The following is a 23,715-nucleotide window of genomic DNA, read 5'->3' on the forward strand; positions in this document are numbered from 1 at the left end:
AAGCTATGTCGTTGTCCTGTATGTCATAGCGACATACATTTAGACCAACTGTTAGAGGGTGATGCAGGGCGTGAAATTTTAACCATTTTAACCCAGTTAAAAGGTAATAACGCACGAGCTATTGTGAGTTATATTGCCCTTTTTCGCCCTGAAAAATCCGCCCTCTCTAACAGCCGAGCATTAAAATTAATGCAAGAGGTGTTAGCGCTTTACAAACCAAGTCCACTACTTGCCCACGCACTAAGCGAAACGGCAAACAGCGTGATGAAAAAACGCAGAGACAAGCAAAATACCGCCCCTTTGAGCAATCATAATTACTTAAAACAAGTGTATGAAAGTGCTAAACCACTGTTTACCGTAGTGCGAAATGAGCAAAACGAAGAAGAAATACAAAGCCAAGCCCAGCAAGCCAAAGCGCAAGAAGATAAGCGTATTGATGATATTCAGTATGTGGATCGCTTTGTGCGCATGGGACGGACAGATATAGTGCAGGACACGCCTGAATATCAAGTTTGGTTAAAATGGAAAGAGGAGCAACAACAATGAACAACAAGCAAAAATACATACAGCTCATTCATATCGCCAAACAACAACTCAACATGGATGAATACAGCTACAGAAGTATGCTAGAACGCCTAACCGCCAAAAACAGTACGGCAAAAATGACTGTTGTGGAGTTGTTGAAAGTATTACATGAGCTTGAACAAAAAGGGTTTAAAGTGCGGTCAAGAAGGGGATATAGTCCGAAAACAGAAAGTGCGGTGGTTAAAAGTAATATTACTAATAAGATCCGTGCGGTTTGGATTGCTATGGGGCAAGATAATGTGATTGAGGATAGTAGTGAGAGAGCATTAAATGCCTATATGCATAAAATCATCAATAAAAACCGTAATATATTGATGCTAAATGTACAAAGTCTTGAGCAATATGAGGCAGGGCGTTTGCTTGAAATCTTGAAAAACTGGCACAAACGAGTATTAATTGAACGCATTGAAAGTAAAACAGGGGAAAAAATGCCACGAAAAATAGGCTATGATAATGTAATTGAGTGCTATCAAGAATTGTTCTAACAAACTTTTTTAATTGCCTAAATTGTTCATTTTTCATAGTTAAATCAATATGTTAAATTTATAGCTATAAATCTATCGCAAAAATTTTTTACCTTTCTTAAACTCTACTCTCTATAATCCTCTTATTTTATGTCCTGAATAAGGGGGTTATATGTATCAACAAAACGATTTATTTGCAGATGATCACTCTATTATTGGTCAGCTATTCGATAATCTAGATAAAATTCCAGATGATGAAATTTTGCATAAATGGCCCCGTACATTGACAGAGATTATTGCGGTAATGCAAGCAGAGTTAGAGCGACAAGGCTTTGCAGAAACTGATGCAAAACAAACCTCTTGTAAGTTGGTGGGGGTAATGGCACATTATTTTGGTGGTCAGTCATTTTATTTACCCACAGGTAATATCCTCAAAGATGCATTGCGAAATGTGATGATCTTCAAAGATTTTAAAGGAAATAATGTACCCGAATTAATTCGCAAGTATAATCTGTCAGAGTCGCATATTTATGCTATTATCCGTGAACAGATGGCGTTGCAACGCAAACGGCATCAGCCTGAGTTTAAATTTGATTAAAAGAGGTGCTAAATGAATATTAAACGATTTATTTCCCTATGTGCAATCACATTATTTGTTAGTCATTTTGCGAATGCAGAACAATGGCCACCAGCAAATGAAACACCTGAAAGAGCTGCAATTTTCCTTGAAAAAACTTATGAACACCCTGAAAAAGTTAAAGTTGGCGTAACGTTATTTATTGCTGGCTGGAATAATCGTTTAAAAGCTTGGAATGAGCCTTTCTTATATGGAAAAATTGCAGCAATTCAAAAAAATAAGCAAGTTGATGGTAAAAAATGTGATGCTTTTACTATCGACTCAACCAAGAAAACTTCTTGGCGTTGCTTAGACAGATTATTAGACACGCCGAAGAATTATAATGGCGTTTACAATTCTTACTATGTTCGCTTTGATGATCCTGCATTGAATGGCGGTAAACCATTTAAACCAGCAGAACCCAAAGACGAATTCACAGATTTTGCAGAGAAATAGGTCTGAACCATCACAAACTCAATAATATCCAGTATTAATTAAACTCCCTGATAGAGATAAATATCAGGGAGTTTTTTTATGTCTTTACCTATCCTAAAAATCGTAATCCACTGCTCCGCAACTCGCAATGGGAAATCCCTTAAAACAAATAATCAAAGTGCAGCTCAAGTGATTGATGGTTGGCATAAAGATCGTGGCTACAGCCGTATTGGTTATCACTTTGTGATTGATACCGACGGCACTGTTGAAACGGGTCGCAAAGTAGGTGAGATTGGGGCACACGTCAAAGGGCATAACCGTAACTCAGTGGGAATTTGCTTGGTGGGCGGCATTACTGAAAAGGGTAAAAACCATGGCGAATACACCGAAGCACAGTGGCACGCCTTGCACAATTTACTCCGTCAATTAGAGAGCCAACACCCCAAAGCCAAAATTTATGGACACAGAGATTTATCACCTGATCTCAATGGCGACGGCTCAATCACCCCTAATGAGTGGCTTAAAGCCTGCCCTTGTTTTGATGTGTGGGAATGGTTGGATAGTGAAGAAATCATCAACCACAACCATTTATTTCAATAAATGATATGTAGGGACACCACGCTGGTGTCCGTAGGAGAACTAATGAGAATTTCAGAATTAATAACCAACGACAACGGTCGCTTATCAACCACCGCTTTTATCCAGTTTTTCGGAGCGTTGTTAATGGCGTTTATTTTAGGTTATTGCGTTTATTTAGACCGCTCTTACACCCCAGAATTATTTATGACCTTTGCTATTTTTTGTGGTGGTGGTGTGGCGACTAAAGGCTTTGCTAATGCCATGCGAGGCAATCGCTATGAATACCATACCAAGAGGGAGTTAAACGATGATCAATAGTTTACAAGCAGGCGTTGCTATTATGCTGATTATTGCAGTTTTGTTAGTAGTTGTGCGTTTTCAGCAACGCAAAATCCAACAACAAGAACAGCAAATTGAACAAGAGAAAGCAGATAAAGCACGTTTATCGATGGAGTTAAAAAATGCAAAAACCAAACAAAAAGTGGAAGAAAATCACCGCACTTTGTCTGCTAGTGATGTTGATGAGCGCTTGCAGTCAGCCAATTATTTCCGCAACGAGTGAGTGTTCAGCCTTTGGTTTGATTTATCCAAGCCGTAAGGACACGGAAGAAACGAAACGGCAAGTGCTAAATCATAATGTAATTTATGAGAAAGTCTGTAGTGACAGGGATAAGAAGGAAAAATGAGCGATATTGCAGATATTACACAAGAGCGTGAAGAGCGCATGATGACGGATTTTTTATCAAAATTTAGACCTCAAACTTCAGCTGCAATCATCGGCAGAGATTGTATTGATTGCGGTATTGAAATCCCACTTGCTCGTATTAAGGCTGTGCCCTATTGCACTCGTTGCGTACATTGTCAGGAAATAGCAGAAAAATGATGGATATTTTAACGATTTTAAAAGCCCACTGGGGCATTATTTTAACCCTTGCAGGCTTATTGGCCTCTGTCTTTTGGCTCAAGATGGATAGTCGCTATGTGAAAAAAAGTGATTTTTCGGCATTGCGTGAAGAGGTCAATAAAACTAATCATCGGGTCGATGAGATTGATAATGAGTTATTGCATTTGCCAAGCGCGAAAGATGTGACCGATTTGCGCATTGCGGTAGTCGAGATGAAAGGCGAAACCCAAGCTTTACGAACTGAAGTAAAAGGCTTAGCACACCAAGTACAGTTATTGATTGAAAAGGAAGTAAGTAAAAAATGATGAAAGATATTTTTACCCAAGACCAACGACTTGTGATTTTACGTTCCCTTGCGGATGCTGGCTATGATGCCAACGAAAGTATTTTAGATGAATGTTTAGCGTTATATGGGCATAAAATCAGCCGAGATTTAGTGCGTAATCATTTAAACTGGCTTGAAGAGCAAGGCTTGGTGCGTATTGAGCGGTTAAGTGGTGGTTTTATGGTGGCAACCATTACCCAGCGTGGACTTGATGTAGCGAATGGCGAAGCGGTTGTAGATGGCGTTAAACGCCCAAGACCAAAGATTTAAACGATTTTTAAACGAAATTTAAGGAGCGTTTAAATGACAGAAAAAACAACCCGAGGGCGTGCCAGTAAAGTTGATTTACTGCCACCGAACATCAAAACACAGCTTGCGGTGATGTTGCGTGATAAGCAATTTTCGCAAGCTGAAATTTTAGAAGAAATTAACGATTTAATCCGAGATTGTGGACTGCCTGAAACGGCATTATTAAGCAAAACAGGGCTAAACCGCTATGCAAGCCGAATGGAAAAAATGGGGGCAAAAATTCGACAAGCTCGGGAAGTAGCTGAAGTTTGGACAAAACAGTTTGGGGAAATGCCACAAACCGATATAGGCAAAACCTTAATGGAAATGGTTAAACAAATTGCTTTTGAAACATCTCTTAAACTAGGTGAACAAGAGGGTGGAATTGAACCAAAGCAACTTGCATTACTCTCATCAGCTATCCAACGCCTAGAACAAGCAGAAAGCCTAAGCTATAAGCGTGAGCAAGCCATTCGCAAAGAAGTGGCACAGCTTGCCGCAGAAACCGCAGAAAAAGCAGTGGTGCAAGCGGGGCTATCAAAAGAAACCGTAGATAGTATTAAGGCACAAATTTTAGGAATTGCCTAATGAACGCAAAATTACCTGATTTTATCCCCTTTGATCCGAATGAGTTATTACTTGGCTATCAAAAACGCTGGATTGCCGATGATAGCCAACTCAAAATTGCGGAAAAATCTCGTCGAACAGGTTTAACTTGGGCGGAAGCGGCAGATGATGTGCTGATTGCTAGCCGAGCCAAATCTGAAGGTGGCTCGGATGTGTTTTATATCGGCTCAAACAAAGAAATGGCTCGTGAATTTATTGATGCTTGTGCAATGTGGGCGAGCAAGTTCAATCGTGCAAGTGGTCAAATTCAAGAGGAAATTTTCAATGATGAAGATAAAGACATTCTGACCTACGTTATCTATTTTGCTTCGGGCTTTAAAATTAAAGCGTTATCTAGCAACCCGAAAAACTTGCGTGGTATGCAAGGGGTGGTTTGTATTGATGAAGCGGCTTTCCACGAGAAACTCGCCGAAGTGCTGAAAGCTGCTCTTGCTCTTACGATGTGGGGTGCAAAAGTGCGGTTGATTTCTACTCACAACGGCGTGAACAACCTCTTTAATCAGCTTATTCAAGATAGCCGAGCGGGGCGTAAAAGTTATTCTATTCACACTATTACGCTTGATGATGCGTGCCATGAGGGGCTTTATCAGCGTATTTGTCAGGTAAGTAAAAAAGAATGGTCGCCCGCTTTAGAAGATGCTTGGAAAAAAGGCTTGTTGCGAGAAACAGCCACAGAAGAAGACGCACTAGAAGAGTATTTTTGTGTGCCAAAACAAAGCTCTGGCGGTTATATCCCTCGTCCATTGGTAGATCGTGCGGCAGATAATTCAAAGGTTAAACTTGCCTTTGAATGTGATACCGCATTTATGCGTTGGACAGAAGAAGAACGAGAGGTAACAACACTTGAGTGGTTACTCAAAGAGGTATTGCCCCACCTAGAAAACCTCAATAAAGACTATCGTCATAGTTTCGGTGTGGACTTTGCTCGCACGGGCGATTTGAGTGTGTTTTCGGTGTGTGCTTGTTTGCCAAATACGGCACGACACATTGAAATCACCCTTGAAATTCGTAATTGTCCTTATAACCAGCAACGGCAAATTATGTTGTTTGTGTTGAAACATCTCCCTCGTTTTATTGGGGCGGCATTTGATGCCACAGGTAACGGTGGCTATTTAGCGGAAGCAGCACTTATTCGCTATGGGGTATCAATGGTTGAAACCGTACAGCTTAATGATAAATGGTATCGAGAGTGGATGCCAAAATATAAAGCTCTGTATGAGGCAGACTTAATTCGTATCCCACAAGATGAAGAGATTATTTTAGACCAGGGGCATATTGTGGTGATTAACGGTGTGCCAAAAATTGATAAAAACCGCTCACAAGGGAAATCAGGCAAACGCCACGGCGACAGTGCGGTGGCGTATTGTATGGCCGTGCGTGCCAGTTATATGACAGGAGGCGAGATTGAGTTTACTCCCCTACCTAGTCGACATCAATCAACCTCTGGCAGTAATTTTTTTAAATCCAATACAGAGTACGAAGATTTACCTAGTCAATTTCATTCAGATTGGGACGGAGTTTAGAGATGAGTAGAATCGTAGATATTCATGGTAATCCATTTAAGTTTAACGACGAAGTGCAAACGGAAAATGATAGCCGTTTGGCAATGTTACAAAAACATTATTCAGAGCATCCTGTTTCTGGACTTTCGCCTATGCGTGCTGCACATATTTTAAGAGCGGCAGAGTTAGGAGATTTAGTAGCTCAAGCCGAACTTGCAGAAGATATGGAAGAAAAAGATGCCCATTTGCAATCAGAGCTAGGTAAAAGACGCTCAGCTTTGCTTACGGTAGATTGGCAAATTCAACCGCCAACCAGTGCTAGTGCAGCAGAAATTCGTGATGCGGAAATGTTAGATGAAATCTTACGTGATGCCACTTGGTTTGATGATTGTATTTTTGATGCCACAGATGCCATTTTAAAGGGTTTTAGTTGTCAGGAAATTCAATGGGAGCCTAATTTAATTGGTGGGCTAAAACTTATTCGTAATGTGCAATGGCGTGATCCAGCTTGGTTTATGACACCGACTGAACAACGCAACAGCTTACGTTTGCGTGATGGTTCAGTTACAGGTATTGAGTTACAAAAATTTGGTTGGATTACGCATATTGCGAAAGCAAAAACAGGCTATCTTTCTCGCATTGGTTTGGTAAGAACATTAGTGTGGCCGTTTCTTTATAAAAACTATTCAGCACGAGATTTTGCCGAATTTTTGGAGATTTATGGCTTACCTATGCGATTGGGTAAATATCCTGAAGGAGCAACGCCAACAGAGAAGAATACGCTTTTGCGTGCAGTAATGAGTATTGGACATAACGCAGGGGGAATTATTCCTCGTGGTATGGAGATTGAATTTCAGAATGCAGCTGATGGTGACAGTTCATCATTTATGGCAATGATTGAATGGGCTGAAAAATCCATGTCTAAGGCGATTTTAGGGGGGACATTAACCTCACAAGCAGATGGTGCAACCTCAACTAACGCTTTAGGTAATGTACATAATGAAGTGCGGTCAGAATTGCGTGATGCTGATTTAAAACGCCTACAAGCGACTTTAACCAGAGATTTAATTTATCCACTCTATGCATTGAACTGTAAGTCTTTTAATGATGCACGCCGCATTCCTCGCTTAGAATTTGATGTATCCGAAAGCGAGGATATTAACAGCTTTGCTGATGGATTAAATAAGCTAGTGGATATTGGTTTTAAAATCCCTGCACAATGGGCGCATGATAAATTACAAGTGCCGATTGCCTCTGATAACGAACCAATTTTAGAACGTAAAACGCCAGCAGACCCTACTGCACTTTTATCTGCCAAAGCTAGTCCTAAAGGCTTTGCGGTGCTTTCTGCACGTCCTGATCCTGATGACTTGCTTGATGAGTTAGAGCCAACGCCAGAGCAATATCAAGAGGTGATTGATCCAATGTTAAAGCCTGTTGTTGAGGCATTGCAAACGTGCGGTTATGAATTTGCTCAAGAGCGTATTGCGACACTTTATGCAGATTTAGATGATAGTGCTTTTGAGCAATTACTTACTCGTGCGATTTTTGTCAGTGATTTGTTGGGGCGTTTAAATGGCGGACGTTAATGATCTTGATATGGGCTATGTGCTACGTCTTGAGCCAAAATTGGCGGTAGATTATCTCAAAGCCAAAGGCTATAACATTACATGGAACTGGCAAGAGCAATTAGAAGAGGCTCATGCAAGGGCTTTTACGGTAGCAAAAGCCACTCGTACAGAAATTTTAGAAACCTTGCATCAGGCAACTGTTCAGGCGATTGAGCAAGGGATTTCTGAGCGTGATTTTATTAAAAACCTGACACCAAAATTGCAAGAATTAGGTTGGTGGGGTAAACAAGTCGTTGTTGATAGTAAGGGCAATGCGGAGCAAGTTCAACTTGGTTCTCCTCGCCGTTTACGCACGATTTTACGCACCAACAAAATCACAGCCTATCACGCAGGTAGATACGCTTCACAAATGGAAAATGCCGATGAACAACCTTATTGGCAATATGTAGCAGTGAAAGATAGCCGTACGAGAGCAAGTCATTTAGCCTTGCATGGTAAGGTGTATCGCTATGATGATCCAATTTGGGAGCGGTTTTATCCACCGAATGATTGGGGTTGTCGTTGTCGTGTGCGTGCATTAAGTGAATATCATTTAGCAAGCCAAGGGCTAACAGTGAGTAATAGCCATGGGAAGATTAAAACGGACTGGGCATTAGCGGGGGTAGATAAGTCTTCAGGGGAAGAAACCCACGCTAAAATCAGTGTGTTTAATACAGGCTCTGGCACGATTAAGACGGGTGCTGGTTGGAATTATAACGTGGGTAAAGCTGCTGTTGGTTCTGATATTGCTGTATTACGAAAATTACAACAGGTTCAAAATAGAGAATTACGGCAGCAGACTATTCAGGCAATTAATAATAGCGAGGCTCGTCACAATGCTTTTGCAAATTGGGTCAAGGCTCATTTAGGTAAGCGAGGAGCAAGCTCAAGATATATTTCAGCGGGTATTATGACCACTGAGATTGCAGAAAAGGTTGCGGAATTATCAGGTGGAACAAAGCAGGCAGAAATGTTGTTGGTGATGAGTGAAAAGAGCTTGGAACACGCTAATAGTAAAAAGCATCATAAAGGTGGAGTTGGCTTAACAAAAGAGCAATATGCTCAACTATCCCGAATTATTGCAGAAGAAAATCTCGTTTTACTTGATAAGTTTGAAGGACATAACAACCTGATTTATTTTAGTACTGATAGACAGATAAAAATTGTGGTTGAACCAAGAATTAATCCAAAACGGTTAAAACCAAAAGAAAATGCTGATGGGATAATTAATGCATATAAAGTCTTAAATTATCAAGATGTGTTAGAAGCAATAAAAGGAGGGCAATATGTAGTACTTAAAGGAAAACCTTAGATACCAAGGTGTCGTGGTGAGGGGTCGAACCTCACAATATATGCAATCATTAATGATTACACCGCGTTACCATTTCGCCACACGACACCTTAAGATAGTTGAAATTTACGCCTAGTCGGAAAAAAAGTCAAATGCATTTAGAATATAAATTTGAAACCAAGGCTATTCAGGATAAATTTAAAAAATTAAAAGCCTTAGGCAAATCTGAAGGCTTAACCCGAAAAATTGCCAATGTGTTATGGCAAGAAACAGAAAAAGCCTTTGATAATGAGCGCTCTCCCGAAGGGGAAAAATGGGCGGCTTTAAATCCGAGTTATAAATTAAATCGTCATGCTAGAGGTTATGATGGTAATATATTGCAAGTGCGAGGCGATCTTGTGGCGAGTTTAAATATTGATTATGGCGATAGTTTTGCAGTAATCGGTGCAGCAGAGTCTTATGGGCAATATCATCAGCAAGGTACAAGCAAGATGAAAGCTCGTCCATTTTTAGGGTTGGGCGATGCTGGTGTAGAAGAAATTAAAGATATTTTAAATAAGGCTCTCAGTGGCTCGCTAAGCGATTAAAACAATAAACCCTAATGATGATACTAATTCAAAAATTTAAACGCACTTAAACGCATTTAAACGCACCTTAAACGATGTTTTAGTTTTAGATTTTCTTGTTTTGCTGTTTTTGGGGAAATTTTCTCTCTTTTTTATCCTTTTCTTTCTGACTTCCTTTCTCTTTTAATGGTCTGAAACTTCACAAACTCACATTCCCTCTTTCTTATCGCATTATGGCGATATGAAAACGACAAAAACACCTTTAGCGGTACTTACCGCTCAAATCAATCCCACAGCAGACGGTTGGCAACAGCTTTTACCGAGTGGCGAGTTTCGCTCTCGTGATGGTAGTCCAACCGATGTTCCTCATTGGTTCTTGAATGGCGAGATTGCACAGCGTCTTATTGATAAAGTGCGGTCTTTAAAACAAGACATTCTTGTGGATTACGAACACGAAACGATTTTTAAAGCGAAACGTGGCGTAGATGCTGGGGCTGTTTTAGCGGCAGGTTGGTTTAATGCTGATGAAATCAAATGGTTTGATGATGAAGAGCGTCAAGGTTTATTTATTAAACCTCGCTGGACTGATAAAGCCTATGAACACATTAAAAAAGGTGAATTTGCGTTTTTAAGTGCCGTTTTTCCATACGACGAAAACGGTATTCCTTTAGAAATCCGAATGGCAGCACTAACCAATGATCCAGGTGTTACAGGTATGCAGCGTTTAGCGGTGCTTTCGGCAACTATTGATTCAGAAGAGGATTATCAAATGCCTGAAATTTTGCGAAAACTGTTGGCAAAACTTGGGGTAGATATTGCTGAGGGTGCGGAGGCTTCAGATGAGCAACTGCAATCCGCTTTATCTACGCTAGAAACCTTGCAAGCAGATAAAACCGCTGCCGATGAACAGGTGGCAACCTTGAGTGCGAAAAGCACAGATGTTGATTTAAGCAAATATGTGCCGAAAGCCACTTACGATGCCACTGTACAACAATTGGCGGTGCTGTCTGCCAAAACAAACGAAACCGAAGTAGATCAGGTTATCGAAAAAGCACGCAATGAAGGCCGTGCATTAGAAGCGGAAGTAGATTACTTAAAAGGCTTTGGTAAGCAACAAGGCGTGGCTGCGTTATCTGCAATGCTGGCACAACGTCCACAAATTGCGGTGCTCTCAGCTCAACAAACGCAAACCGCAAAAGTGGAAAAAACAGAAAATGGTGTGGCTGTCTTGTCTGCTCACGATAAAGAGGCTGCAAAATTACTTGGTATGTCTGAAGAAGATTACGCAAAAGAATTGGAGGCGAAATAATGGCAAATGTAACCCCAGAACTGGTCAAAGCTCTGTTTGTTGGCTTTGGTAAAAACTTTAAAGAAGGGCTTGCAAAAGCACCTAGTCAATACAGCAAAATCGCAACGGCGGTGAAATCAACCACAGCAAGCAATACTTATGCCTGGCTTGGTCAAATGCCAGGGCTTAAAGAATGGGTGGGTGATCGTGCGATTACGGCAATTCAATCTCACGGTTATTCGATTGTGAATAAGAGCTTTGCAAGTGCGGTAGAAATTAAGCGTACTGATATTGAAGATGACAATGTAGGTGTTTATAGCCCGTTAATTGAAGAACTTGGGCGTGCTGCAGGTGAATTACCTGATGAACTGGTGTTTGGTGCATTAAAGGCTGGTTTTAAAACCGCTTGCTATGACGGGCAATATTTCTTCGATACAGACCACCCTGTAGGTGCGAATGTTGATGGCACAAGTCCTCAATCTGTGAGCAATATTACCGATGATAGCACTTCAACTACTGAGGCTGATGCTTGGTATTTATTAGATTGCTCTCGCTCACTTAAGCCGATTATTTTCCAAGAGCGTAAGCCTGCGACACCTGCATCAATTACTGATGACAGTGCGGAAAAAGTCTTTATTAAAGATGTTTATACCTATGGTGTAGATGCTCGTGCAAATGTGGGTTATGGCTTCTGGCAAATGGCACATGCGGTAAAAGGCAAACTTACCGCGGAAAACCTTTGGAAAGCGATTAAGGCGATGCGTGCGGTACAGGGTGATGGTGGTCGTCGCTTGGGCATTCGTCCAACGCATTTAGTGGTTCCTCCTCAATTGGAAGAAGCTGCTGTGAAGTTATTAGAGCGTGAATTCCGTGTGGAAGGCGGTGCTACAGTAGATAACGAATTTAAAGGTCGCTTAGAACTTATCGTTGCAGACTATCTGTAAGCTCAAAAGTGCGGTGTTATCTACCGCACTTTAAATAGCGTTTAAATTGGGTTTAAAGGGAGAAAAAATGCGATGTCTGATAAGCAAGATGAAAATTTGTATCAAGTGGTGGTGTTCAATAAGACGGGTAAAGAAGGCTATCGCCGTGCTGGTGTTAGTTTGCTCAAGGGGGCTAACTTACTTAAGAATGTTACGCAAGCTCAAATTGAGCAATTCAAAGCCGATCCACGTTTGGTGTTTGGTTCGCAAGATCCGATGCCGACTGAGTCAACTGAAGAGACTGAACAACGGTTGTTATCCGAAGTCCATTCGGATCATTCGTCGCCGCAGGGGGCGAGTAATACAGCATTACCAGATGATTTAACCGTAGAGCAGATTAAAGCGTTACTTACTGAACAGGGGGTTCATTTTAGCAAATCCGCTAAAAAAGCCGAGCTTATTGCGTTGTGGAATGCAACACAAAATGGAGCTGATAAGTAATGTACGCTACGCAAGACAGTTTAATTAAGCGCTATACCGCTGATGTGCTTTTGTCCGTTGCCATGACAAAAGAAAGAACATTAGATGAGGCAAAAGTGCAAGAGGCATTGGAAGATGCCTCTCAAACCATTGATAGCTATCTTGCAGGACGTTACTCATTACCACTTAGACAGGTACCAGCCGTACTTGAACGTCATTGTTGTTATATCGCACGCTATTTTCTTGAAAAGAACCGTGCCACAAATCAGTCTCGCCAAGACTATGAGGATAGCATTCGCTATTTAGAAAAAGTGGCGGCTGGCACTATCTCGCTTGGTATATCAGAGCAAGGCGAAACAGTAGAAAGTGACAATACAGCCATGATTGAATCCGCTGGTTCGGTGTGGGCTCGTGATAAATCTAAGGGGTTTATTTAATGAGTATTGTGGCACAAACCTCAGAAAAACTGATTGAAAAAATCCAGTCAATCTGTGGCGACTATTTGCAAGAAGTCGCTGAACACCCAGGGCAATGGGACGAAAGTTCTGTTATGCGTTTAGTGCGTAATCCACCCGCTGTTTACATTGCGTGGCTTGGGCAAACACCAAGCTCTCGCCCAAACAGCGTGATAGCCAAATGGGGCGTGTTTGTGGTGTGTGATGTGCTGAACGGTCAGCGAAAAGACAGCATTGGTATTTATCAAGTGGTGGAAGCATTGACCGCTGGTATTCATCAAACACAAATTGCACCAAGTGGAATGTTTGAACTGCAATCTGTGCAAAATCTTTGGTCTGACACACAAAGCGGAATGGGTGTGGCGGTGTATGGTATGTATTTTGATGCCTTACAGCCTTTGCCTGAGCCTACCGATGAAACCTCACTTGATGATTTTATTGTGTATCACCACCAGTTTAATCAATCAAAAGATGAAAAACGAGTTGATGATAAAACCCAATTGACTGTGATTTTACCCAAGCAAGGAGAATAGAAATGTTCAAACTTAAGCCAAAAAAGGGGCTTATTATCCGTGACCCAGAAACCTTTGAACCTTTAGCGGAAACAGGCGAAGAAAAGCCACGTACAAGCTATTGGCTTAATCATTTAAAAAATGGCGATGTTGAAATCGTTGAACCAAAATCTCGTAAAGGAGAGAAATAATGGCTATTTCTTACAACGAAATTCCAAATGCAATTCGTGTGCCGTTAGCGTATATCGAATTTGATAACAGCAAAGCAACCTCAGGCACACCTGCAATGTTGCATAAGGTGCTTATGTTGGGGACTAAATTATCTTCAGGTAGTGCAACTGCAGGACAAGCGGTGCGTGTGTTAAACGTATCGCAAGCTAAACAATTATTTGGGCGAGGCTCGCAATTGGCTCGTATGGTTGAGGTGTTTAAAAAGCACAATACGATGTTAGATCTTTGGGTATTGCCTTTAGATGAAAATAGTTCAGGTGCAAAGGCAACGGGCAAAATTAAGTTAGTGGGCACAGCCACGGGTTCTGGTGTGCTAAATGTGATGATTGCGGGAGTGAACTTTAAGCAAGCAGTCAGCATTGGCGATACAGCACAGGCATTGGCAACGAAATTGCAAAAACTAATTGCCGCTAATCAAGATATTGTAGTGACTTCAGAAGTTGATCCTTCTCAACAAGATACCATTAATTTGACTTGTCGCTTTAAAGGTGAATGCGGTAACGATATTGATATTCGCACCAATTACTATACAGGCGAAGTCTTTCCTACTGGTATTTCTGCACAAATTACCAAAATGAGCGGCGGTTCAGTAAATCCTGATATGGCAACAGCGATTACTGGCTTTGGGGCAGAATGGTGGAATTACCTTGTTAATCCATTTACAGATACAGAAAGTCTAAATGCTTTACGTACGGAGCTTGTTAAGCGTTGGGGGCCAATGCAGCAGATTGATGGACTTTGTTTTATGGCAAAAGGCGGTACGCACGCTCAAGCAAGCACTTTTGCCGAGCAACGCAATGACTATTTATTTAGCGTTTTGGCGACCAATAATACACCACAACCTGCTTATGAATGGGCTTGTGCTTATTGTGCGGTAGCGGCTGGCTCTCTCTCAATTGATCCTGCTCGTCCTGTGCAAACCTTGGTGTTGGATTTGTTGCCACCTGTAATGAGTGAGCGTTGGGATTTACCTTCCCGTAACACTTTACTTTATAGCGGATTAAGTACTTATACAGTTAATGCGAATAATCAGCCACAGCTTGAAACGGCAATTACGATGTATCGCAAAAATGCTTTTGGCGAGATGGACGAAAGCTATTTGTATATTGAGACCATTGCGACATTAAGTTATATCCGTTACGCCATTCGTCAACGTATTACCAGCAAATACCCTCGTCACAAATTGGCAGATGATGGCATCCGAGTGAGTCCAGGTCAGGCAATAGTGACACCAAAAGTGATCCGCAATGAATTGCTCGCCTTATTTACAGAGCTAGAGTTTAAAGGGCTGGTAGAAGATTTTGATAGCTTTAGCAATGAGCTAATCGTTGAGCGTGATCAAGACAATAAATGCCGCTTGAATGTGTTATCAAGTGAAAACTTGGTAAACCAATTCCGTGTTTATGCTCATGCTATTCAATATCGTTTATAGGAGTAAATCATAATGAAATATCAAGGTATTGCTCGAATTCGTATTAATGGGGCGGAATATCCAACGGGTGATGATTCTACTTTAGATCCTGGTGGTTTTACTCGTGAAACCGTTAAAGGGGCTCGGGTGTATGGTTATCAGGAAACCCCAACAGAAGCGACTGTTGAGTGTAAGGTGTTTAACTGTGCTGACATTGACATTTTCACTTTAAAAAATATGACCAATGCTACGGTGGAATTTGAGACTGATGTAGGTCAAACCTACTTATTGGCAAATGCTTGGACGGTTGATGCCGTTACTCTTACAGCTAAAGGGGAAATTAGTTTAAAAATCGCTGCAGTTGAATGTAAAAAGGTATAGGGGGAATAAATGGAACTTAGATTAAAACAAGGGTTAATGTATGGCGATGAGCCACAATATGATGTGGTTTTACGTGATTTAACTACGGGTGATTTAATTGATGCGGAGCTTGCCTCTGAGCGTTTGATGTTAGATAAGCAAGGTAATCCTGTGCTGGTGACTAGTCAAACCTTGTTTAGTTACGAGCTATTACGCCGTCAAATTGCTAGTATCGGTAAGTTAAATGGTCCTATTTCGCTGGCCCAATTACGCTCGCTTAGTCCTGATGATTTAGCCTTAATTAATGCCGCACTTACGGCTATTGATACCGCTAAAGCGGAAAAGGTACTTGAGCGGGGGCGATTGGCAGCAACAAGTGAGAACCTTTGAGAAAACTTGCCTGTTGCTTGCTAAACATTATCAATGCAGCCCTCAGTGGCTGCTTTCTCAACCTCTCTTTCATCTCCCTCGTTATATTAGTTATATAAATTCTGGTGGTCAGAATGGCAAATAATTCAACCTCTTTTTATGTCAACCTTGCAGGCAATGTCGCTAGCCAAGCGGGGCGATTTGGTCAAGCAATACAGGGCATGACTTCTCGTTCAAAGCGTGCATTATCTAGCTTAAAAAGCTCCGTTCAGTCTCTCTCAAACTCTATTGATTCTGTGGGAAATCGTGCTTTTATTGGTTTAACTGCAGGCGGTGCCCTTGCCTCTCGCTCACTAATTAAAACCGCTGCTGAGTTTGAAATGGCGGGTATCCGCATGAAACAGACCTTTAAGGAAGATGGTGATAAGGCGATGGCTTGGCTTAAACAATTTGCCACTGACACACCTATGGCATTCGGTGATGTGCAAAATGCTGCAATGCGGCTAAAAACCGCAGGTATTGATCCAATGAATGGCTCATTGCAAGCCTTGGTGGACTATAACGCTAAAATTGGCGGTGATACAAATCAGTTAAATGATTTTATTAATTCTTTTCAGAAAATGGCAGCAGTCAATAAGATGACCTGGGAAGATGTATTGCCTCTTATACAACGTAATGTACCCGTTTTAAAGATGTTATCAGAGGCAACAGGAGGGAAGTATAGCGAGAAACAAATTCTGCAACTAATAAAAGAAGGGAGGTTGCAAGGAAAGGCAATTGAAGCCTTGTACAGACAAATGGGCAAAGATGCCGCTGGTGCTGCAAAAGAACAAATGAAAACTTGGGATGGCTTGGTTTCTAATCTTGGTGATACGTTCACCTCCATGCAAGCCAGCTTTATGGAAAAAGGCGTATTTGATGAGCTGAAAAACGAACTCGGAGGCATTTTAGATTGGTTAAATCAGAAAATTGATAATGGTGAATTCGATGAGTTTGCTAAACAGGTGAGCGACACTTTAGTCACTGCCTTACGAGATTTAAAAGATGTTTCAAAAGACGTTAAGCCGATTTTAGAGGATATTGGCTCTGTGATGAGTTGGCTATCTGAAAAGGCTGGAGGCTATGGCAATTTAGCGAAATTTGCTGCCGCACTTTATGGGGCAAATAAAATTGCTCGCTCGGGCTTAGGCAAGGCAGCTTTGGGTGTTGGCAAAGGGGCTTTTGGTGCTGGTCGTTGGGGGGTGGGTAAGGTATTTGGTAAAAAAGGAGCAAAAGCTGGCGGTGTTGCAGCGGTTGGTGGTGCATTGGGCTCTGTTTCAGGGGTAACGCCTGTTTTTGTGACTAACTTTGCGGATATGGCAGTAGGTGGGCTTGCCAATACGGTAGGTGGTGCGGTGGATAAAAAGTCTAAAACAAGCACTAAACAAGCTACTCAAAATACAAAAGCGGTTGCTCAGTCAACGAAAAATGCGACTTCTGGTATCAAGCAAACAGCAACCAAGGCAATTAAATCTACAGCCACAGCAACTAAGAATATGGCAAGTACGCTTGCCAAAGGTATGAAAGGCGTGCCAGCCTTGGGAGCTGGGCTTGCACTTGCTGAAGGAGCATCCGTTTTAATGGATGATACGGCAAGCACACAAGAGAAAAGTGAGTCTATTGGTTCTATTGCTGGTGCGACAGCAGGAGCGATTGTGGGGCAGGCGTTAATTCCTATTCCTGTAGTTGGGGCGATGGTCGGCTCTTTTGTGGGAGATTGGCTTGGTGGGTGGCTTGGTAGCGAGGTTGGGGAAATGCTTGCCTCACCTGAACAGCAAGAAGCAAAGCTCGATGCTTCTGTTGAGGTAAAAATTAAAGCAACAGAAGGGTTGGTTGCCTCAGTGGGAAATACAGCAATGAAAAGTAATCGCCCTGATAATTCATTACAGCTACAGACTACGACTGGTTATATGGGGCGTGGTTTATATGGAGGTGATTAATGGCCAAAATTACAGGTAAGGGCAGTTTTGCTGGTGTACCTTTTTTAATTGAAGAAAGTCAATCTGTTGATGGTGGTCGTCGCTTAGTCAAACATGAATATCCTTTGCGTGATGATGGTTTGAATGAGGATTTAGGTAAAAAGGCTCGTACTTATAACGTAGCTTGTTTAGTGATTGGTGATGATCATATTAAACAAGCAGAAAAATTAATTGAGGCATTGGAGAAAGGTAAAGGGGAATTAAAGCACCCTTATTTTAAGCGTATTGAGGTGCGAGTAGAGAGCTACAAGGCAAACTATTCCACGACACATCAACGTGTAACCAGATTTGATATTAATTTTGTTGATGATATTCAAGAAAATGCACCTAAACTTGCTAAAAATACTCAATTTTCGGCATTAACAGAATATGCCAATGCAATTAATGCTTTGTCAGAAGAGTTTGCCCAACATGTTGCAGATATTAATGAGTTTGTTGATTTGTTAGCTGATAATCCGCTCTCTCAACTTGTGGACTCTATGCTTAGCTTTATTGAGGGGACGTTTGGGGCGCTTAATTCAGTTGTTGCTGATATTGGCAGTATTAAGATGGAGGCGGAAGATGTTAAAAATCGAATGGTGAGTTTAATTCGTTCTCCTCGTTTGCTCGCACAAGAATTACAGGGGCTTGTGCAATTTAAGCAGTATAAAGGAATGCGTTCAAAACAAAGCCTAAATGAACATGCGATTACAGTAAGTGTCATTCATAATGCAGTCATTGAAACAACAAAATCAAAAACAGAAATGCCGAAAGCGATGTTTGATGCAATCGTCAATGCAAAACGCAACAACATTAATGCGACAGATATTTTAAAACGTAATGCAACTGGATTACATCAAAAAGAAATTGCTCAATCGTTAATGACAAAAGCACAATTCAGTTGTGCTCGTTTGGTGATTTCAACCCTTGCGGTTGAATATGCCAAAGCAGTGACTGAAGCATTAACTGACTCTTTGAGTCATGAAGTACAAGCAATTGAGTCAAAAGCTGATATTAAGACATTAATTGATGAAATTGATTTACAACTTGAGCAAGTCATTTTAGACAATGCTGATGCAGAAAATTGGCAAAGTTATCAAGCGTTAGAACAATTTAGACTTGCTGTGATTAGTGATTTACGCACGCGAGGGGAGCAACTATCTAACGTGAAATCTGTACACTTAACTGATACTTTCCCTGCACTTGTTGTGCAATATCAGCATAGTGGCAAAAGCCAAAAATGGCAGCAACTGGCACAGCGTAATGCCATTGTTCACCCACTGTTTTGTATTGGCGGCAATGAAATTGAGGTGTTGCAATGACAGAATCTAAAATTGAGCTTTATTTGAATGAGCATATTTTCTCAGGTTGGACGAGGTTGTCTGTATTTCGCTCGCTTGAGTCAATGAGTGGTCAGTTTGATCTGGGTATTGCTATTCGTCCTGAAGATGATGTTTCGCAAATTAAACCTGGTTCAAAAATTCAGTTAAAAATGAATGGGCAGACGGTGATTACTGGGTATTTAGATTCGCTTTCACAGTCTATTTCAGGAGAAAGTAAAGAAATTTCGGTATCTGGGCGAGATAAAACCGCAGATTTAGTGGATTGTTCTGTTATTCATCAAAGTTATCACTTTAAAAATCAGACTTTACAGCAGATTGCAGAGGTGATTTGCAAGCCTTTTGGTATTAAGGTGGTTTGGCAAGCAACAGAGCCTGGTGCCAATGAAAAAATGAATGTATGGCAGGTTGAGCCTGGGGAAACTGCTTTTGATACCTTAAGCAAAGCCGCACGACACAAAGGAGTGTTAGTTACCTCAAATGTTGATGGCGATCTTGTTTTTACAGATCCAAGCGACACTGTGGTCGGTGAGTTTAAGCTGGGAGAGAATATTCTTGAACTTGAACTTAATGACGACTGGACACAGCGTTTTAGTCTTTATCGTGTTATTGGTGATGCTGAGCAAGGTGGGGCAAAAGGTAATGAAAGTGCGGTGCAAGAGGCAGATATTTTTAACGAACAACCACAGAAGGATCACTAAATGAGTGCAAGCGGTTTAAAAGTTGAAGTAAAAGATGCGGAGATTAGTCGTTATCGTCCTATGTTGATTATCGCAGATGACAATATGACGGGCTCCACTGGTTATCAGAGAGCGAATTGGGAAATGCAACGTAATAATGCGGAAGGTAAGCGTTCAACTGTGACTGTACAAGGTTGGCAAAAGCCTGATGGTACGTTGTGGTTGCCTAATGAATTAGTGGTTTTAGATGCCCCTCAACTTGGTATTCATAAAGAGGAACGGCTGATTGTAGATTGTCGTTATTCCCTTGATGACTCAGGCACCAAAACACAGCTTACTTTAATGCACAGAGAGGCATTCAATGAGCCAGCAGAGCAAGCGAAAGGGGCTAAATCTGCTAAAAAATCGAATAAAGATAACGTAAAAGAATTTAGTGATTTTCAGGAATAAATATGCAAGGTTTAAATCGTGTTTTAGCCCCAATTAAACGCAGTTTAAAGCTGCTTGTAAATCGTGGTGTGATGTCTTTTGTTTCTGATGAACATAAGCGACAAAACGTACAAATTCGTTTGCAATCTGATGAGGTAATTGATGATGCAGAACGTTTTCAAAACTACGGTTTTTCTTCTGTACCTACTGCGGGCGAGGTGATTGCTTTGGAGGTCGGCGGTAAACGTTCTCATATTGCGGTATTAGTGGTTGATGATAAGGGTGTTCGTCCTACGGGTTTAAAAGCAGGTGATGTGGTGATTTATCATCAAGAGGGGCATCGACTATTATTAACAGAAAATGGAGAGGCAATCCTTTCTTGTAAAAAATTTACTGTACAGGCAGAACTGCAAGTGCGGTTTGAAACTCCACAAACTCAATTTACTGGTGATGTTGATATTATGGGACAATCAACAGCAAAAGATCACGTTTCAAATGGCATTAGTGGCAAAGACCACGACCATGAAAATAGCGTGGGAAAACCAGTATAGAGGGATTATGTCAGATTTAGCATTAACTTGGGTAAATGGTCACGGGGATTTGGTCGTGATTGATGATGAGTTGGTGCTTGATGATAGTTTGACAACGTCCATTATTATGAGTCTTTTTACGGATTTAAGAGTTGATAATGAGCGTGGTTGGTGGGGTGATGATTTTAATACTGACAATCATAAGATAGGCTCTAAACTTTGGCTTTTAAATCGTGAAAAACAACTTCAATCTGTACTTGATGATGCTCAAGCCTATGCCACACAAGCACTTGCTTGGTTAGTGGAAGATAAGGAAATAAGCGATTATCAAGTGATTGCTTCTAATCCTGAAACTTCAGTGCTGTTGCTAACTATTATTGTGGTGCTGCTTGATGGTAGCCAAGAACAATTTACGTTTTCAACACGCTGGAGTCATTAATGCCATATCAACCCCCTACCCTTTCACAACTTATTCAACAAGGCGAACAGCAATTTCAACATCGTTTACCCAATTTAAAACGCAATAATGTTGTTACGGTGATTAATCGTGTTTGTGCGGCGTTAAGTGCGGGCGAACACGTTCATCTTGATTATCTTGCCAAACAAATCATTCCCACTACGGCGGATGAAGATTATTTAATTGAATATGCACTTTATAAAGGCATTGCCCGAAAACCAGCCAGTAAAGCGGAAGGATTGATTACATTAGATGTCGCTGTGCAAGCGGAAATTCCAGAGGGCACAGCCTTTCAGCATCAGCCCACAGGTTTGAAGTTTTTAACTGTGCAAACACAAATCGCAGCAGTTGGGAAGTTTGATGTTCAAGTGCAATGTGACACAGAAGGCAATGCGGGGAATTTGTCTACAAATACGCCTGTTGCATTAACTTCTTCTATTCTTGGGGTCAAACCTAATGCGGTTGTTAAGTCAATGAGTGGCGGTGCGAATATTGAAAGTCTTTCTCGTTTACTTTCTCGTTTGATTCAGCGTGTACAGTTCCCTCCTGCTGGTGGTGCTCCACACGATTATATTCGTTGGGCTAATGAAGTATCTGGTATTACTCGTGCTTGGTGTTATCCACGTTATAAAGGTGGTGGCACGACAGGTGTTGCGGTGGTTTGTGATGATCGTCTTGATATTCTACCTACTTCTGAAGATATGCAGAAGGTGAAGAAATACATTGAAGGGCATCGTAATGTTGTAACTGGCTTGTGGGAGGGAATGCCTGCAGGTAATGAGTTGTTTGTATTTGCACCAAAAGTGAAAATACAAGACTTTACTATCCGACTTGTTCCAGCATCTACACAGCTTAAAAGTGCGGTGCAAAATGCGTTGGTTTCTTATTTCAAAACCGTTGAGCCTGAGCAAAAAATTTATCTTTCCCACTTGCGAGCCATTGTTTCTAATGTAATTGGCGAGGTGGATAACAGTATTCTTGTTCCTGCTGGGGATATTCAGTTAGCACAAAACGAAATTATTAAGTTGGGTGAAATTACATGGCAAGTATAAAGCAAGCACAATATCTTGATGCTGCACTTAAATTGTTGCCTGTAGGTTTAGCTTGGCATAGAGATTACAACAGTATTCTTGCTCAGTTTTTGGATGTACGAGCTGAACAACTTGAACAAGTGAATGCCAATGCTCACCAACTCATAAATGAACGTATGCCTGGCAATGCATTGATTTTATTAGATGACTGGGAGCAGTTTTTTGGACTGCCTGAATGTTCTGAGATTATCACTATTGAGGCTCGCCGCCAAGCATTGCAAGCAAAAGATAACGAGGTAGGCTCATTTAATAAATTTTACCTTGAGGATATTGCAAGACAAGCAGGTTATGAAATTAACGTAGTCACACATTATCCGCACCATTGTGAAAGAGATTGTATTTATCCGCTCTATCCACAAGAAAATGCGTGGCGTGTGTTTATTTATACTACTTCTAAAGCTATGCGGCGTGCTAGTTGTTTAGATGAGGTGACACAAGAATTGGTGATGTTTGAACGCTCAAAAGTGGAATGCTTTTTAAAGCGTTTTTGTTACTCACATTTAGAAATGATTTTTATCTACCAAGAGGAATGATATGTACGCATTAGATAATGACTCTGGCGTTCAGACGATGCCAGAAGTAAAGGCAAAAAAATTTAATCATACCGAGCCACGCTGGTTTACTGAAGGGGGAAATGGTGTTGCACCAAGTTATCCTGGTGCGGACTGGTTTAATATTGTTCAAGCGGAGTTGTTAAATATTTTAACTGAGGCAAATATTACTCCAGAGAAAGCACAACTTAATCAAATTACACTTGCTATTAAAGAAGTTGTTAAAAATTCAATTTCTGAGTCACTTGAAGACAAAGCAGATAAAACCCACAATCACCCTGTTAGCGATATTACAGGTCTGCAAGAGGCACTTGATGAAGCAGGTAAAAAAGGGTTGCCTGTAGGGGCTGTTATTGGTTTTCCGAAAGAGGTTAGTTATTCGCAAGGTTTCGTGCTTGCTAATGGATCAACATTTAGCGAAAGCACTTATCCCGATTTATACCGCACTTTAGGTAAAAATAAAACCCCTAATTTGCAACGCTCAGACGTAGGTATGACTAGTTATTTTGCAGTCGATAATATCCCTGATGGTTGGCTTGCCTTTGATAGCATTCGCTCTGTTGTTACTCAGCGTTCTTATCCTGAGTTGTATCAGCATTTAGTGGACAAATACGGCTCAATCAATAATGTCCCGTTGGCTGAGGATAGATTTATCCGCAGTGCGCATGGCAGTTTAGCCGTGGGGCAAAAGCAAAATGATGAGATTAAAGCGCATACGCATAAACTCATTTCCTATTATGGCAGACATAATGAAAACGCCGCGCTATATGGAGAGGGGTTTGAATTTGAGCCACAAACAAATAGATCAACGGTAGATTC

At 41.2% G+C, this 23,715-nt stretch carries 33 protein-coding genes; all 33 read left to right on the forward strand.

The window, feature by feature from the left end; all coding sequences use genetic code 11:
• Positions 1-546, forward strand: a 546-nt coding sequence (locus tag B0186_RS00405) for a hypothetical protein (RefSeq protein WP_143411915.1), incomplete at its 5' end; no start/stop codon positions are given.
• Positions 543-1,070, forward strand: coding sequence for a gp16 family protein (locus B0186_RS00410; RefSeq protein ID WP_078217415.1), 528 nt, complete (start codon positions 543-545; stop codon positions 1,068-1,070). The genes B0186_RS00405 and B0186_RS00410, both read left to right, overlap by 4 nt.
• A 151-nt stretch (positions 1,071-1,221) precedes the next feature.
• The gene (locus B0186_RS00415; protein ID WP_078217416.1) at positions 1,222-1,647 is read left to right on the forward strand and encodes a Mor transcription activator family protein; all 426 of its coding nucleotides are present in this window, start codon (positions 1,222-1,224) and stop codon (positions 1,645-1,647) included.
• Between the two features lie 12 nt (positions 1,648-1,659).
• Entirely contained in the window at positions 1,660-2,121 is a 462-nt protein-coding gene (locus B0186_RS00420) for a hypothetical protein (RefSeq protein ID WP_078217417.1), read from the forward strand.
• A gap of 78 nt (positions 2,122-2,199) precedes the next feature.
• Positions 2,200-2,700, forward strand: coding sequence for an N-acetylmuramoyl-L-alanine amidase (locus B0186_RS00425; RefSeq protein ID WP_078217418.1), 501 nt, complete (start codon positions 2,200-2,202; stop codon positions 2,698-2,700).
• Positions 2,701-2,742: 42 nt separating this feature from the next.
• The gene (locus B0186_RS00430) at positions 2,743-2,997 is read left to right on the forward strand and encodes a DUF2644 domain-containing protein (protein WP_078217419.1); all 255 of its coding nucleotides are present in this window, start codon (positions 2,743-2,745) and stop codon (positions 2,995-2,997) included.
• A complete protein-coding gene (locus tag B0186_RS00435) occupies positions 2,987-3,241 on the forward strand; it encodes a DUF2681 domain-containing protein (protein WP_078217420.1) in 255 nt (84 codons plus the stop codon). Before B0186_RS00430 ends, B0186_RS00435 begins: the two co-directional genes overlap by 11 nt.
• 120 nt (positions 3,242-3,361) lie before the next feature.
• Entirely contained in the window at positions 3,362-3,562 is a 201-nt protein-coding gene (locus tag B0186_RS00440; protein WP_078217421.1) for a TraR/DksA C4-type zinc finger protein, read from the forward strand.
• A complete protein-coding gene (locus tag B0186_RS00445; RefSeq protein ID WP_078217422.1) occupies positions 3,559-3,888 on the forward strand; it encodes a DUF2730 family protein in 330 nt (109 codons plus the stop codon). Before B0186_RS00440 ends, B0186_RS00445 begins: the two co-directional genes overlap by 4 nt.
• Positions 3,885-4,178 carry a VpaChn25_0724 family phage protein gene (locus B0186_RS00450; RefSeq protein WP_016533366.1) on the forward strand — a complete coding sequence of 98 codons (294 nt, stop codon included), beginning with the start codon at positions 3,885-3,887 and terminating at the stop codon, positions 4,176-4,178. The genes B0186_RS00445 and B0186_RS00450 overlap by 4 nt, the downstream gene beginning before the upstream one ends.
• 33 nt (positions 4,179-4,211) lie before the next feature.
• On the forward strand, positions 4,212-4,784 hold the full coding sequence (locus B0186_RS00455) for a DUF3486 family protein (protein ID WP_078217423.1): 573 nt from the start codon (positions 4,212-4,214) through the stop codon (positions 4,782-4,784).
• Positions 4,784-6,346 (forward strand): terminase large subunit domain-containing protein, encoded by a 1,563-nt coding sequence (locus B0186_RS00460; protein WP_078217424.1) that lies wholly within the window; start codon positions 4,784-4,786, stop codon positions 6,344-6,346. The genes B0186_RS00455 and B0186_RS00460 overlap by 1 nt, the downstream gene beginning before the upstream one ends.
• Positions 6,347-6,348: 2 nt before the next feature.
• Positions 6,349-7,914: a DUF935 domain-containing protein gene (locus tag B0186_RS00465; protein WP_078217425.1), complete on the forward strand. Its 1,566-nt coding sequence runs from the start codon at positions 6,349-6,351 to the stop codon at positions 7,912-7,914.
• On the forward strand, positions 7,901-9,247 hold the full coding sequence (locus B0186_RS00470; RefSeq protein ID WP_078217426.1) for a phage head morphogenesis protein: 1,347 nt from the start codon (positions 7,901-7,903) through the stop codon (positions 9,245-9,247). The genes B0186_RS00465 and B0186_RS00470 overlap by 14 nt, the downstream gene beginning before the upstream one ends.
• Before the next feature lie 131 nt (positions 9,248-9,378).
• On the forward strand, positions 9,379-9,813 hold the full coding sequence (locus B0186_RS00475; protein ID WP_078217427.1) for a phage virion morphogenesis protein: 435 nt from the start codon (positions 9,379-9,381) through the stop codon (positions 9,811-9,813).
• 220 nt (positions 9,814-10,033) lie between these two features.
• Entirely contained in the window at positions 10,034-11,101 is a 1,068-nt protein-coding gene (locus B0186_RS00480; RefSeq protein ID WP_078217428.1) for a phage protease, read from the forward strand.
• The gene (locus B0186_RS00485; RefSeq protein WP_078217429.1) at positions 11,101-12,024 is read left to right on the forward strand and encodes a Mu-like prophage major head subunit gpT family protein; all 924 of its coding nucleotides are present in this window, start codon (positions 11,101-11,103) and stop codon (positions 12,022-12,024) included. Before B0186_RS00480 ends, B0186_RS00485 begins: the two co-directional genes overlap by 1 nt.
• A 72-nt stretch (positions 12,025-12,096) precedes the next feature.
• A complete protein-coding gene (locus B0186_RS00490; protein WP_078217430.1) occupies positions 12,097-12,504 on the forward strand; it encodes an HI1506-related protein in 408 nt (135 codons plus the stop codon).
• Positions 12,504-12,920, forward strand: coding sequence for a gp436 family protein (locus tag B0186_RS00495; protein ID WP_078217431.1), 417 nt, complete (start codon positions 12,504-12,506; stop codon positions 12,918-12,920). Before B0186_RS00490 ends, B0186_RS00495 begins: the two co-directional genes overlap by 1 nt.
• On the forward strand, positions 12,920-13,471 hold the full coding sequence (locus B0186_RS00500) for a DUF1834 family protein (RefSeq protein ID WP_078217432.1): 552 nt from the start codon (positions 12,920-12,922) through the stop codon (positions 13,469-13,471). The genes B0186_RS00495 and B0186_RS00500 overlap by 1 nt, the downstream gene beginning before the upstream one ends.
• Positions 13,468-13,641 (forward strand): DUF2635 domain-containing protein, encoded by a 174-nt coding sequence (locus B0186_RS00505; RefSeq protein ID WP_115252397.1) that lies wholly within the window; start codon positions 13,468-13,470, stop codon positions 13,639-13,641. Before B0186_RS00500 ends, B0186_RS00505 begins: the two co-directional genes overlap by 4 nt.
• Positions 13,641-15,113 carry a phage tail sheath subtilisin-like domain-containing protein gene (locus tag B0186_RS00510; protein ID WP_078217434.1) on the forward strand — a complete coding sequence of 491 codons (1,473 nt, stop codon included), beginning with the start codon at positions 13,641-13,643 and terminating at the stop codon, positions 15,111-15,113. Before B0186_RS00505 ends, B0186_RS00510 begins: the two co-directional genes overlap by 1 nt.
• Positions 15,114-15,125: 12 nt before the next feature.
• On the forward strand, positions 15,126-15,473 hold the full coding sequence (locus B0186_RS00515) for a phage tail tube protein (RefSeq protein WP_078217435.1): 348 nt from the start codon (positions 15,126-15,128) through the stop codon (positions 15,471-15,473).
• Positions 15,474-15,482: 9 nt separating this feature from the next.
• Complete coding sequence (locus B0186_RS00520; protein ID WP_078217436.1) at positions 15,483-15,842, forward strand: phage tail assembly protein; 360 nt, start codon at positions 15,483-15,485, stop codon at positions 15,840-15,842.
• A 113-nt stretch (positions 15,843-15,955) separates the two neighbouring features.
• A complete protein-coding gene (locus B0186_RS00525) occupies positions 15,956-17,800 on the forward strand; it encodes a tape measure protein (protein ID WP_078217437.1) in 1,845 nt (614 codons plus the stop codon).
• Positions 17,800-19,140, forward strand: coding sequence for a DNA circularization protein (locus tag B0186_RS00530; protein ID WP_078217438.1), 1,341 nt, complete (start codon positions 17,800-17,802; stop codon positions 19,138-19,140). Before B0186_RS00525 ends, B0186_RS00530 begins: the two co-directional genes overlap by 1 nt.
• Positions 19,137-19,859, forward strand: a complete 723-nt coding sequence (locus B0186_RS00535; protein ID WP_078217439.1) for a phage baseplate assembly protein — start codon at positions 19,137-19,139, stop codon at positions 19,857-19,859. The genes B0186_RS00530 and B0186_RS00535 overlap by 4 nt, the downstream gene beginning before the upstream one ends.
• Positions 19,860-20,288, forward strand: coding sequence for a phage baseplate assembly protein (locus tag B0186_RS00540; RefSeq protein ID WP_078217440.1), 429 nt, complete (start codon positions 19,860-19,862; stop codon positions 20,286-20,288).
• 2 nt (positions 20,289-20,290) lie between these two features.
• A complete protein-coding gene (locus tag B0186_RS00545) occupies positions 20,291-20,818 on the forward strand; it encodes a phage baseplate assembly protein V (protein ID WP_078217441.1) in 528 nt (175 codons plus the stop codon).
• A gap of 7 nt (positions 20,819-20,825) precedes the next feature.
• Complete coding sequence (locus B0186_RS00550) at positions 20,826-21,236, forward strand: phage GP46 family protein (RefSeq protein ID WP_078217442.1); 411 nt, start codon at positions 20,826-20,828, stop codon at positions 21,234-21,236.
• The gene (locus B0186_RS00555; RefSeq protein ID WP_078217443.1) at positions 21,236-22,306 is read left to right on the forward strand and encodes a baseplate J/gp47 family protein; all 1,071 of its coding nucleotides are present in this window, start codon (positions 21,236-21,238) and stop codon (positions 22,304-22,306) included. The genes B0186_RS00550 and B0186_RS00555 overlap by 1 nt, the downstream gene beginning before the upstream one ends.
• Positions 22,294-22,878, forward strand: a complete 585-nt coding sequence (locus B0186_RS00560; protein WP_078217444.1) for a putative phage tail protein — start codon at positions 22,294-22,296, stop codon at positions 22,876-22,878. Before B0186_RS00555 ends, B0186_RS00560 begins: the two co-directional genes overlap by 13 nt.
• 1 nt (position 22,879) lies before the next feature.
• A partial coding sequence (locus B0186_RS00565; RefSeq protein ID WP_211272409.1) for a tail fiber protein occupies positions 22,880-23,715 on the forward strand: 836 nt, incomplete at its 3' end.

This window comes from Canicola haemoglobinophilus (genome assembly GCF_002015075.1).
GTDB classification, from domain to species: Bacteria; Pseudomonadota; Gammaproteobacteria; order Enterobacterales; family Pasteurellaceae; genus Canicola; species Canicola haemoglobinophilus.

What these genes read in the sequence shown, in the direction of transcription:
- B0186_RS00425 (WP_078217418.1), top strand. Translation starts at nt 2,200, where the DNA reads ATGTCTTTACCTATCCTAAAAATCGTAATCCACTGCTCCGCAACTCGC.
- B0186_RS00480 (WP_078217428.1), top strand. Translation starts at nt 10,034, where the DNA reads ATGAAAACGACAAAAACACCTTTAGCGGTACTTACCGCTCAAATCAAT.
- B0186_RS00500 (WP_078217432.1), top strand. Translation starts at nt 12,920, where the DNA reads ATGAGTATTGTGGCACAAACCTCAGAAAAACTGATTGAAAAAATCCAG.
- B0186_RS00535 (WP_078217439.1), top strand. Translation starts at nt 19,137, where the DNA reads ATGACAGAATCTAAAATTGAGCTTTATTTGAATGAGCATATTTTCTCA.
- B0186_RS00545 (WP_078217441.1), top strand. Translation starts at nt 20,291, where the DNA reads ATGCAAGGTTTAAATCGTGTTTTAGCCCCAATTAAACGCAGTTTAAAG.
- B0186_RS00470 (WP_078217426.1), top strand. Translation starts at nt 7,901, where the DNA reads ATGGCGGACGTTAATGATCTTGATATGGGCTATGTGCTACGTCTTGAG.
- B0186_RS00510 (WP_078217434.1), top strand. Translation starts at nt 13,641, where the DNA reads ATGGCTATTTCTTACAACGAAATTCCAAATGCAATTCGTGTGCCGTTA.
- B0186_RS00450 (WP_016533366.1), top strand. Translation starts at nt 3,885, where the DNA reads ATGATGAAAGATATTTTTACCCAAGACCAACGACTTGTGATTTTACGT.
- B0186_RS00560 (WP_078217444.1), top strand. Translation starts at nt 22,294, where the DNA reads ATGGCAAGTATAAAGCAAGCACAATATCTTGATGCTGCACTTAAATTG.
- B0186_RS00515 (WP_078217435.1), top strand. Translation starts at nt 15,126, where the DNA reads ATGAAATATCAAGGTATTGCTCGAATTCGTATTAATGGGGCGGAATAT.
- B0186_RS00490 (WP_078217430.1), top strand. Translation starts at nt 12,097, where the DNA reads ATGTCTGATAAGCAAGATGAAAATTTGTATCAAGTGGTGGTGTTCAAT.
- B0186_RS00540 (WP_078217440.1), top strand. Translation starts at nt 19,860, where the DNA reads ATGAGTGCAAGCGGTTTAAAAGTTGAAGTAAAAGATGCGGAGATTAGT.
- B0186_RS00495 (WP_078217431.1), top strand. Translation starts at nt 12,504, where the DNA reads ATGTACGCTACGCAAGACAGTTTAATTAAGCGCTATACCGCTGATGTG.
- B0186_RS00460 (WP_078217424.1), top strand. Translation starts at nt 4,784, where the DNA reads ATGAACGCAAAATTACCTGATTTTATCCCCTTTGATCCGAATGAGTTA.
- B0186_RS00415 (WP_078217416.1), top strand. Translation starts at nt 1,222, where the DNA reads ATGTATCAACAAAACGATTTATTTGCAGATGATCACTCTATTATTGGT.
- B0186_RS00475 (WP_078217427.1), top strand. Translation starts at nt 9,379, where the DNA reads ATGCATTTAGAATATAAATTTGAAACCAAGGCTATTCAGGATAAATTT.
- B0186_RS00435 (WP_078217420.1), top strand. Translation starts at nt 2,987, where the DNA reads ATGATCAATAGTTTACAAGCAGGCGTTGCTATTATGCTGATTATTGCA.
- B0186_RS00465 (WP_078217425.1), top strand. Translation starts at nt 6,349, where the DNA reads ATGAGTAGAATCGTAGATATTCATGGTAATCCATTTAAGTTTAACGAC.
- B0186_RS00440 (WP_078217421.1), top strand. Translation starts at nt 3,362, where the DNA reads ATGAGCGATATTGCAGATATTACACAAGAGCGTGAAGAGCGCATGATG.
- B0186_RS00410 (WP_078217415.1), top strand. Translation starts at nt 543, where the DNA reads ATGAACAACAAGCAAAAATACATACAGCTCATTCATATCGCCAAACAA.
- B0186_RS00520 (WP_078217436.1), top strand. Translation starts at nt 15,483, where the DNA reads ATGGAACTTAGATTAAAACAAGGGTTAATGTATGGCGATGAGCCACAA.
- B0186_RS00530 (WP_078217438.1), top strand. Translation starts at nt 17,800, where the DNA reads ATGGCCAAAATTACAGGTAAGGGCAGTTTTGCTGGTGTACCTTTTTTA.
- B0186_RS00420 (WP_078217417.1), top strand. Translation starts at nt 1,660, where the DNA reads ATGAATATTAAACGATTTATTTCCCTATGTGCAATCACATTATTTGTT.
- B0186_RS00525 (WP_078217437.1), top strand. Translation starts at nt 15,956, where the DNA reads ATGGCAAATAATTCAACCTCTTTTTATGTCAACCTTGCAGGCAATGTC.
- B0186_RS00430 (WP_078217419.1), top strand. Translation starts at nt 2,743, where the DNA reads ATGAGAATTTCAGAATTAATAACCAACGACAACGGTCGCTTATCAACC.
- B0186_RS00550 (WP_078217442.1), top strand. Translation starts at nt 20,826, where the DNA reads ATGTCAGATTTAGCATTAACTTGGGTAAATGGTCACGGGGATTTGGTC.
- B0186_RS00445 (WP_078217422.1), top strand. Translation starts at nt 3,559, where the DNA reads ATGATGGATATTTTAACGATTTTAAAAGCCCACTGGGGCATTATTTTA.
- B0186_RS00555 (WP_078217443.1), top strand. Translation starts at nt 21,236, where the DNA reads ATGCCATATCAACCCCCTACCCTTTCACAACTTATTCAACAAGGCGAA.
- B0186_RS00485 (WP_078217429.1), top strand. Translation starts at nt 11,101, where the DNA reads ATGGCAAATGTAACCCCAGAACTGGTCAAAGCTCTGTTTGTTGGCTTT.
- B0186_RS00455 (WP_078217423.1), top strand. Translation starts at nt 4,212, where the DNA reads ATGACAGAAAAAACAACCCGAGGGCGTGCCAGTAAAGTTGATTTACTG.